General features: G+C 28.0%; 3 protein-coding genes. All 3 read left to right on the top strand.

Translation table 11 applies throughout. The features are described from left to right. Positions 1 to 255: 255 nt before the first annotated feature. The 3 genes from ABUA27_RS12245 (at position 256) to ABUA27_RS12235 (ending at position 4180) form a co-directional block, all read left to right on the top strand. On the top strand, positions 256 to 939 hold the full coding sequence (locus ABUA27_RS12245; protein WP_349820820.1) for a LytR/AlgR family response regulator transcription factor: 684 nt from the start codon (positions 256 to 258) through the stop codon (positions 937 to 939). Continuing rightward, the gene (locus ABUA27_RS12240; protein ID WP_349820819.1) at positions 936 to 2054 is read left to right on the top strand and encodes a hypothetical protein; all 1119 of its coding nucleotides are present in this window, start codon (positions 936 to 938) and stop codon (positions 2052 to 2054) included. The genes ABUA27_RS12245 and ABUA27_RS12240 overlap by 4 nt, the downstream gene beginning before the upstream one ends. A gap of 101 nt (positions 2055 to 2155) precedes the next feature. Beyond that, the gene (locus ABUA27_RS12235) at positions 2156 to 4180 is read left to right on the top strand and encodes an ATP-binding cassette domain-containing protein (RefSeq protein WP_349820818.1); all 2025 of its coding nucleotides are present in this window, start codon (positions 2156 to 2158) and stop codon (positions 4178 to 4180) included. The last annotated feature ends 156 nt before the right edge of the window (positions 4181 to 4336 follow it).

Raw genomic sequence — 4336 nt, 5'->3', positions numbered from 1 at the left:
CTACAGAGATCATTTCCTATCAGTCATAGACAAATAGTCTATATCCTGAATATTTCTGCTCCACACTTCTCTTAAATAGTTACCTGTAGATTATGGGTATTCAAAAAAAATATTAATCCCAATTGATAATAATTTAGCTGATTGTGGAACTACAATACATAATTTAGTATTGTAGTTTTTTCTTATAACCCCAATATCGTGATACAATAGAAACATCAATTAATAATGTACATATTCAGTTGGGAGCTACATAAGATGAAAATAGGAATAATAGATGATGATACTCAATTCAGCCAAGTCATAAAAAATAAGATAGAAGAAAATACATGCTTTAGTGAAAGTAGTATTGATGTATTTAATAATGATTTCAAATCACTTCAATTAAAAGATTATGATTATTTGTTTATAGATATTCTATTAATGCAGGATAATGGTATCACTATTGCGAAAAGTATAGATAATAAGAATACACGCATCATATTCATGTCTAGTAACGAAACACTTGTTTATGATTGTTTTGATATTGCGCTTTACTTCTTTATAAGAAAAACATCTTATGAAGATGATTTAGAAAGACTATTTATCAAAATGGATAAAGATCAGGCTGAAAACCATAAACAATATCTCGTTGATAAGAAAAACAATCAATACATTAATCTCAAGGATATCATCTATGTTCAATCCCATAGAAATACATGTACCTTTTACACAGAAGATAATGAATATGTTCAATACACAACATTAAAGAAATGTTCTGAAGAGTTATGTTCTAATGTAGCATTCTATAAGATCAACTCATACACCATTATTAATTTTAAGTATGTTACTAAAATCAATAATCAAAGTGTTACTCTTATAAACAACCAAACATTTAATGTCTCTAGAAAATCAAAAGATATTATTGAAAAATACCATGCCTACAGGAGGTACATACAATGATGAGTTTCTTATATTTTTGTTGTATAGAAGCATTACTGACATATCTCCTTAGAACAAATAAAACAGCTATTTTTATTGCCTCTTTATTGATCAATTGTCTTCTTGGTGTATTTACAAGTCATCCCCTATTACAGGATTTCTTGTTAATAGAATCTTTATGCTTCTTATTCTATTATTATTCAGATAGGCTGTTATCAGAAATTATCTTCTATCTTTCATTTTTAACTGTTATAAAGAATTTAGTTGTTCTAATACCAATATCCCCTATTGTTTCATTGATCATCTATATTCTTATTATCTCTACATTCGCTATTATTCAAAAGCTTTACCCTATCGATAATAAGAATCTCTATTGGGGATTACTTATGGCTATATCCTTAAGTACTCTATGTATTTATCATATTCTCTACAATGACTTTCTTAATATATTAGGCATAAACTGTAATCTCATTATTCTTATGACCCTTTTGATTACTATCATCATTTCCTATTACTTATTCCTTAGATATACCAAACTGAATCATGAACGACAGCTTCTTAACCAGGCCATTGACCATTTTAAGAATGACCAACAAAACTATGCCTTCATTGAAAAGAAAAACAATGAACTCTATAAGCTAAGACATGACTTAAAATATGATTACCTTCAGATGAAAGAATATGTAAAAAGAAAAGAATTTGAAAATGTGAATAAGATGATAAACAAAAGAATAGATTCTCTCAATGATCATAACATGCTGATCATATCTGGTAATAAGCTGTTTGATTCATTTATCAATATGAAATTAGAACAGCTTAAACTCAACAACATTAAACCTGCTATTATTGTATCTGTTCAGGATATATCATTTATAGAGGATGAACATTTGAATATCCTTATAAATTATCTGTTTGATATCGCAATAGATTGCATGGAGAATAATGAATTAGAAGTAAAAATAACGGAAGACCAATGTGCCTTTGAAATCACATTGTATATGAATGATGCAAAAGAAAGAATCAATCAAATGAAATATGATACTCTTGTATTAATACTGCATAAATATCATGGAAGCTTACAAGTACAGCATGCTGGTGCATCACTCTATATCTCTACTCTTATACCTGTTTCATAACAGGTATTTTTTGTTTATTATCCTCATAAATTGGTCAAACGTCCTCAAGATATTATTTATTTTTTTAAAGGTTGTATGATTGAAATAGGAGGTGCTTTACTATGATTGAGATGAAACATGTAAATATAAATTTTGGTGATCAAGTCATATTCAATGATGCTCATTTTAAGACATGTCCTGGTCAAATCACTGGTATTATTGGTAAAAGTGGATGTGGTAAAACAACATTCCTAAAATCATTATTATACCAGTACAAAGATAATCTTCTTTATGTAGATAATGTAGCTATCAATAATTCTAATAAAGAAGACTATCTATTAAACAAGGTGTCTTATATTGATCAATTTGGGACATTCTTTGATAACATGAAAGTATATGAACATTTTGAATTTATTAATCACCTACAAGAAAGCCAATATGATCAAACCAAAATGAACAATATGCTTCATCTAGTAGGATTGGATCTTATAGATCCATCCTGCTATCCTTCTTCTTTATCTATTGGGCAGAGAAAAAGATTCTTAATAGCGTTATCCATGTATAAAGATGCATCCATCATTATTATTGATGAACCGACTGCTTCTTTAGATCAAGAAAATAAAGAAATCGTACTCCAATTACTCGAAAAACTAAAATCAGAAAACAAATATATTATCATTACAACTCATGATGAATATCTAATAAATCATCTAGACATTACTTATAGAATAGAAAATAGAATTCTTGTATGCGATCAAAACATAGATGAAATAAATCAAACTACTCAACTGAAGAAGTCAGACATCAACAGTTATCATAAATACTTCTTCTATAAGAATAAAAGACAATGGTTTCAGTTTATTCTTGTATTACTTCTAGGTTTTATTATGACGATCTCTATTTCTACTAACGTAAGTGATAGTCTATTACAGGAAAATAAGTTATCAAGTGGTATAAAACAAGCCAATAAAGCAGAATTATATACAGGTAAAATGAATGATTCTTATATTGCGAATGGTGTAGATAGTTATTATATCGGTGATGCAGAGGTAAATCTTGATATAAGTACTGAGGAATTGAATCATATTAAATCAATCAAACATGTAAAGAGTGTTTATCCATTTGATGTATTTGATACAATCAATCAAATGGAAGATGTGAGTAAAGGTACTGTTTATTATCAAGGAAGTAAAACACAGTTTGATTATTTTCAGGAAGGGAGTCCAATGGTTGTTCCCTATTACTCTTTCCAGAATATTGAAGTAGATGGAAAAGAACTTAAAGGAAATGCAATCAGTCAATCATTCGCAAGAAAGCTAGGTATAGATGAAAAAGAAAAGAACTTTAAAATATCTATAGATGTATATGTTCCTGTCCAACAATATACTTATCAATGTGAAATTGATGATTCTAAAACATTGGGGACTTTATCACAGGTTCTTACTAAGAAAGTAAATCTTGAAATAGAAATCAATCATATTATTTCAACAGATGATTATTATAATGAATTTCTTAGTGCTGGATATGTTGTACTTATGAATGACAAATCATTCTATACTATTTTAAATCAATACAATAACCAGACTCCTGATAGTTTACTAGATGCCAAAGAATACAATGCAGCTATTACTCCTTATCAAAGTAAGAATTATGTTGTAGAAGTAGACCGTATTAAGAACTTAAAAAGTGTTGAAAAAGAAATATCTCAGATTTCTAATAATTTCATTACTTATGATCAATATAATTCAGTGACAGATATGGTTGATGTCTATAAGGAAGAAAGAAAAGGAAGATACATTTTTATGGCTGTAGTGATATTAATCGCAATATTCCTTTATGTTCTTGTACAAATGAATGCATTGGATGATAGAAAGAATGAAATTAAATTGTTGAAGATTTATGGTTTAAAGAATCAAACAATTTGTTCTTTAATGAATGATAATATGATTGTACAGTCCATCTTATCTCTATTACTAAGTATTCCTGGTTTCTTTATCGCAAGAAAAATTGGTTTCTTTGTGATTAATCGTCAGTCAATGACTATGAGTTTATTACTATTTATGATTATTCAAATAGGTGTGACTCTAGTTATTTGTTTCTTATATATATGTTATAGTCAATGGTTTGTAAAGAAGGTGGATTTATGATTGAGATGAAGAATATCAATCTATCTTTTAAGAATCATATATTGTTTAAGAACCAGAATATAAGTATTCCGTCTTCTCAAATTACTGTTATGAAATGACCGTTGTCAAGACATAAATCAACTTTCATAATATTCCTATTAAGTTTTATCATCAAGG

The organism is Catenibacterium sp. RTP21428st1_D7_RTP21428_210409, assembly GCF_040227455.1.
In the GTDB taxonomy this organism is placed as follows: Bacteria; Bacillota_I; Bacilli_A; order Erysipelotrichales; family Coprobacillaceae; genus Catenibacterium; species Catenibacterium mitsuoka_A.
Note: the sequence above shows the minus strand (reverse complement) of the source record. Positions and strands in the feature narration are given on the sequence as shown.